At 31.6% G+C, this 5,285-nt stretch carries 7 protein-coding genes; all 7 read right to left on the bottom strand.

Annotated features, from left to right (window positions below; genetic code table 11):
* Positions 1-584: 584 nt before the first annotated feature.
* Positions 585-1,688 carry an FtsK/SpoIIIE domain-containing protein gene (locus B7696_RS00245; protein WP_084861488.1) on the bottom strand — a complete coding sequence of 368 codons (1,104 nt, stop codon included), beginning with the start codon at positions 1,686-1,688 and terminating at the stop codon, positions 585-587.
* Positions 1,681-1,992 carry a hypothetical protein gene (locus tag B7696_RS00250; protein WP_084861490.1) on the bottom strand — a complete coding sequence of 104 codons (312 nt, stop codon included), beginning with the start codon at positions 1,990-1,992 and terminating at the stop codon, positions 1,681-1,683. The genes B7696_RS00245 and B7696_RS00250 overlap by 8 nt, the downstream gene beginning before the upstream one ends.
* Before the next feature lie 18 nt (positions 1,993-2,010).
* A complete protein-coding gene (locus B7696_RS00255; protein WP_084861492.1) occupies positions 2,011-2,559 on the bottom strand; it encodes a hypothetical protein in 549 nt (182 codons plus the stop codon).
* A 400-nt stretch (positions 2,560-2,959) separates the two neighbouring features.
* Positions 2,960-3,310: a type II toxin-antitoxin system PemK/MazF family toxin gene (locus B7696_RS00260; RefSeq protein WP_158086155.1), complete on the bottom strand. Its 351-nt coding sequence runs from the start codon at positions 3,308-3,310 to the stop codon at positions 2,960-2,962.
* A gap of 69 nt (positions 3,311-3,379) precedes the next feature.
* Positions 3,380-3,682 (bottom strand): AbrB/MazE/SpoVT family DNA-binding domain-containing protein, encoded by a 303-nt coding sequence (locus B7696_RS00265; RefSeq protein WP_084861495.1) that lies wholly within the window; start codon positions 3,680-3,682, stop codon positions 3,380-3,382.
* Between the two features lie 98 nt (positions 3,683-3,780).
* On the bottom strand, positions 3,781-4,164 hold the full coding sequence (locus B7696_RS00270; RefSeq protein WP_084861497.1) for a plasmid mobilization protein: 384 nt from the start codon (positions 4,162-4,164) through the stop codon (positions 3,781-3,783).
* Positions 4,165-4,227: 63 nt separating this feature from the next.
* Positions 4,228-5,285: replication initiation factor domain-containing protein (locus B7696_RS00275; RefSeq protein WP_142358815.1), on the bottom strand; the 1,058-nt coding region annotated here is incomplete at its 5' end.

The raw sequence follows: 5,285 nt of genomic DNA on the forward strand, positions 1-5,285 counted from the left end.
ATCAAAATTAAAATCAAGACCTAACTCTTTGAGAAAAGAGCGTACACTCCTCGCGGTCAAATCATTAAAGTTGCGAACTGGCACAGTAAATGATAGCCAGTCAAATAAATAGCTGTTTTCCATTCTATAACCTCATGGTGTTTTCCTATGTATCTAAAACCCCCCTATTAGCATACGAGGGTTGGCGCAAAAATTTTAATAGAAACATTATTAAATCAATGCTTTCCAACCGATTGAAAAATTTTTATATGGGGGTGCTAGATACATTCTTTTTTTCCTTGGGCTCTGCCCAAACCCGGCAAGACTGCCCGATGAAATCCAAAACTTTGAAGAAATGCAAGAGTTCGGAAAATAAAAACTTTTGACCGGCCAAGATTTTGGACGCAAAAGAAGAAATTCCGAAAACCAAGGCCTTCGTTTTCTTCTTTTGCTAAAATCTTGTTCTGTAAAACTTTTTATTTTCCCCTACGGCTCTTGTCATTCCTTCATTTCCTTTGTTCCCTAGCATTTGCAATGGCTAAACCGATGAAATAAACTTTCTATCAAGCCATTCCAAAAAATATTTTAACAAAGGAAACCAGTTTTTAATACTCTTGCATTAAGACCCGTGGTGCCACAAACTTATGAAGTCCATTTTCATCGTAGAGAATTCCATGACCTGGACCAGGAATAGAAACTTCTATCTGTTCCTCTTGTCCAAATAAAACTCTCCACTGGTCACCACTGACAATTTTACCTAAGTTCAATCTTGTCAAAATATTATTTTTCAATTCTGAAGGTATTCTATCAGTGTTTGATACCTGATTACCGACAAAACAAGAAACATTACAAGAACCACCCAAGCGAATGATGTCAGCAACTAACTGCATGAACTTTTTCTTTTTCTCTTTCCCTTCTTTATCCAAAGGGAAAGACTCTTGAATACTTGAAAACTCATCAAGCACTAAGAAAACTCTTTGTTCATATCGCAAACCGTTTTCTTGTCTATTCTTCATAATATCATGAACATTTTGAACAGTATCTAAAATTTCATCATATCCACTAGAAACAGGTATATCAATCTGTTTGCAATAATCTACTAACTCTAAACCTTTACCGTCACAGATAAAAATAAAATTTTTATCTGCTTTTCCAGTATCGTTACTTCTCATCATTTCCATGAGTAAGTGCGTTAAATAGATAGTTTTACCTGACCTTGTTGCACCAGTCAAAAGTAAGTGCGGATAACGTTTTAAATCCATTTTAAACCGTTGATTTAGTGAAATATAATCTCTTTCTGAACGAACTACATCTTTTGTAAATTCTTCTGTTTCTAACTCTTTTGACGGTTTCAAAATTAGTGAGTACTCAATATAACTTAATTCTTCTCTAATTTCTCCCAAATCACTTTCAAAAAGTGTAGATAATGAACTAGCCACTTTTTTCAGTTTTTGGTCAATATCAAATGACGAGGTTTTATAAAACTTAATCGTTAAAACTTCATCGCCAAATTCGTTTTTAGAAATAGAATAAGCAGCATCACAAGACACTTCAATTTCTTCCCCTTTTTCAAGTTGAAGAAATAACTTATTTACTTGAAGAAAGTATTTCAGTCTCTTCTTATACTTGCCCAATCGAGCTTTTCGATAAGATACTAACTCATTTGAAGTTAGTACCTTATCTAGCTTTACTTTCTTTTCTTTAACCATGAAGGTCTACACTTTCAGCCCGAGCATAAGACTGTGTCTTATCTGTTTTATACTCACAAAATTTAATACCGAAGAATTGAACGTAATCATCTACTTTAATTTCTGCGCTTAATTCTTCAAAAGAAATTTTTGGTAAATAAACCATTAAAGTGTCACGAGCTTTATCTAATAAACAAACCTCGATAAACGAACCTTTCTCTACAATCGTACCACGATTATTAAAGGTATTCACTCCCATTCTATTTACAATAATTTTTTCTCCTAAAGTTTTTTCTAGGTCTACTACAATGTTATCTGTTCTCATTTTTATACTCTTTTCTATTTATGCTCTAAAATATTTAAACCCGTCTTTTCGATATTTTTCGTGTAATTTTTCCTCGAAAAAATCAAAAACAGTTTTACTACTATTCTTGCCAATTCGTGGCAATTCTTTTTTAATAGCTACATTTATTTCTGCTAAAAAATTTTCATAATCTTCACGATTTTTAAATTGATAGCAACGATATTCAAAATCTGCACATAATTCTTCAACAATTTCATCATCGATATCATTCACTAACCAAAAATTTCCATTCGTCAGCAAACTATAAAAATCTAATGAAATTCTGTTAAAGTCTAAAATGTAATCATCTAGTACAAATCTTTTATAATGTTTATTTGAACCACGCCAAATAATTTGACCGGGTTCATGTTCAGACAAGAATACTTTTTCAGATGTTTGTATCGTAGATACGTTACATACGTAAAAAGGTTTATATTTTTCTTCTTCTAGTCTTTTGTATTCTTTCTTCAAATGATAATCATTAACTTTATTTGAAATACTATCGATAACACTATCAACAAAATTTTCAGCTCGATATAACAAACTCATCTTCGTACTCCTTTCTATTTTTTTCATTGAAAAAAGTACGAAAAAAGAACGTTTTTGAAAAACGTCCCCTCAATTTGATATTCTATAAATGTATACAAACACACATAGAGCATACAAAAAGAGAACTCTGCATCGCCGTCGACCAAAACTTAGATGTTATATTTTTCTCGTCTTATTCAATTATTAATATTATACAATAAAAAAATAACAATTGTCAATTATCGCAATAATTTTGCTTGATTTATTTTTGAAAAGAGTGTATAATATAAACATACTTTTAAAAGAAACACAAAAGAGAAATCTGCATCGCCGTCGACCAAACTAAGATTAGATTTCTTTTTTTGTACAAATTTTATAAAAGAGAGCAAAATAACTTTGCTCTCTTTTTCTATGAATAATCTTAAAAGATTATTGGTTTCAAACGACCTAGCACTTGTTCTAACTCTTCTTTTGATAAACACTTACCATCAGATTTATACTTACGTGCTAATAAATCAAGTGCCCTAGGTTGGTCACACATTACATAGCTTTTGCTAGGTAAACAATTGATTTCAACCTTCAATGCTCCTGGCGTTCTAGTAATAGGAAGTACAATTACAAGAGCACGTCTATTGAATTGTTGTTTACTAATAACCACAGCCGGTCTATAATCTGCTTGTTCATGTCCAACAGTAGGACTGAAATCAAGCCAAACAATATCACCTTGCGCTAATTCAGATAACTGACCAGGTGAATGAGAAGTCTTAGTCATACTATAAATAAACCTTTCTAAATAATTATATATATAGTATAAACTATGTTTAAACATTTGTCAAGTAGTTTAAAAAATTTCCTGACCAACTGGCGTTAAAACATCCCAATCATAAACTTCTCTATCATAAAGTTCATATTCTTTCATCAAATCTTCCAAAGAAAATTCCGGAATATTCAATACCTCTTTGTTATTCTCAACAACAAATTTATCATTTTCAAAAATAAATTTTAAATCATCACCTATTTTTAAATCATAGTTATCAATCATAGATTTAGGCAACAAAATACCTAGTCCATTACCCCATTTTCTGACTGTTTTTATTTCATTTTTAACCATAGGTTGGTTAAGACTTACCACATGTGCGCTCATTGTTCTCCTCCTTAATTTAACCACAGTGTATCAAAATAGATACATCTTTAGTATAAACTAAGTTTAAACTAAAATCAATAGATTTTATGCTTTTTCTATTATTTTTTAAATAAACGAGCAAAAAAGCCTTTATTCTTTTCAGTATTTAACTCAATCATAAGTTGAGTGTTATTTTCTTTCTCTAAATTTAAATCTTGAGTTAAAGAATTTGCTTTCTTTTGAACTTCTTTAAACTCAATCAACAAGCCTTCAAAATTCTTTTGAGTCTCAACCAGTCTTTCTTTTAAATACACCTTATCTTTTTCAAGATTTTCGACTGTATACATTTGTATACCTTTAGTTATACTTTCCGTATCATCATTAAACAAAAGACTTCTAATATAATCAGAACGCTTTAACTCCTTATCTTTCGCTCTTTTTTCAAGTTCTAATAATTCTTTTTCACTTACTCTAATATTGATTTGTTTTTCTTTTGTAACCATTATAAAACTCCGCATACGTTTCGTTATGCAAATGATAACAAAACGTATACTTTTTTTCAACCTTTAACCTACACCAATTCCCCTAATTTTATCGCCTATTTCTCTTTTCTGCTCATCGTTTAAACCTTCATATCCAGCCTTTATTAACTGATGACGTTCTGAAAGCTCTCTCTTAGAATCTTTTAGAATTTCTGAAAAGTCCAAACCTTCCTTTTCTGCAATCGAGGACAACAACAATACTGAACCAACTACCGATTTATCAAACCAGTTGATAGTTTTTCCAATCTCTGGAGTGACCTCATGAGATTTTAATTTAATTGTTTCAGCACCATTTAAAAAATCTATCCAAAAAGGACTTGTTTCCCATCTAGCTTTGTTACTGTCTGTACCTTTATCTATAAATCGTATTGCTCCCGATAAAACCCCTAAATAAAGAGTATCAAACGTTTCTCCTTCGCAAAAACGTTCGATAAAATCAGTAGCCTTTTCATTCCTTAATACAATTTCATAACGCTGCCAGGAACTGGCATCTACTTTTATTCCTTTTCCTTCTTGTTCCTTTTTCTTGTCATAAAAACGAATATAGATATTAGAAGCCCGAGTTCCAAAATAAACAGTTAACCCCTTCGAGTCTCCTTTATTGTTAAACTCTTCTTTTTGCGTTATTTTCGTTTCTATAACATCACGTTTTCTAGAAAGAGAAACTACTTCACCAGACCTTATTTTATCTTTTACGGTTGAAAATTTTATCATCTTCTTATAATCATCTAGAGCAATATCCAAACGCTTGAACTTTGCCCCAAGACTTCGCAATAGATTAAAAAATTCTATCCAGTCATTATTTTCTAGCCCCTCGAAATAACGGCAACCTTGCCCTGTCATTTCAACGTGTATACCCATATCAAGAGCTTGCTTTAATCTATCCTCACTAGTAGTAACTAGGCTTTCTAAATCGTTATAAAGGACATTGATTGCATTCACATAACTCAAAGACCTAGTGTAGCCATAAGCTCCCTTTTCTCGGGTATCAAAATTAAAATCAAGACCTAACTCTTTGAGAAAAGAGCGTACACTCCTCGCGGTCAAATCATTAAAGTTGCGAACTGGCACAGTAAATGATA

Origin of the sequence: Streptococcus mitis, from assembly GCF_002096815.1 — a bacterium.
In the GTDB taxonomy this organism is placed as follows: Bacteria; Bacillota; Bacilli; order Lactobacillales; family Streptococcaceae; genus Streptococcus; species Streptococcus mitis_AD.

What these genes read in the sequence shown, in the direction of transcription:
- B7696_RS00260 (WP_158086155.1), bottom strand. Translation starts at nt 3,310, where the DNA reads ATGACTAAGACTTCTCATTCACCTGGTCAGTTATCTGAATTAGCGCAA.
- B7696_RS00265 (WP_084861495.1), bottom strand. Translation starts at nt 3,682, where the DNA reads ATGAGCGCACATGTGGTAAGTCTTAACCAACCTATGGTTAAAAATGAA.
- B7696_RS00255 (WP_084861492.1), bottom strand. Translation starts at nt 2,559, where the DNA reads ATGAGTTTGTTATATCGAGCTGAAAATTTTGTTGATAGTGTTATCGAT.
- B7696_RS00250 (WP_084861490.1), bottom strand. Translation starts at nt 1,992, where the DNA reads ATGAGAACAGATAACATTGTAGTAGACCTAGAAAAAACTTTAGGAGAA.
- B7696_RS00245 (WP_084861488.1), bottom strand. Translation starts at nt 1,688, where the DNA reads ATGGTTAAAGAAAAGAAAGTAAAGCTAGATAAGGTACTAACTTCAAAT.
- B7696_RS00270 (WP_084861497.1), bottom strand. Translation starts at nt 4,164, where the DNA reads ATGGTTACAAAAGAAAAACAAATCAATATTAGAGTAAGTGAAAAAGAA.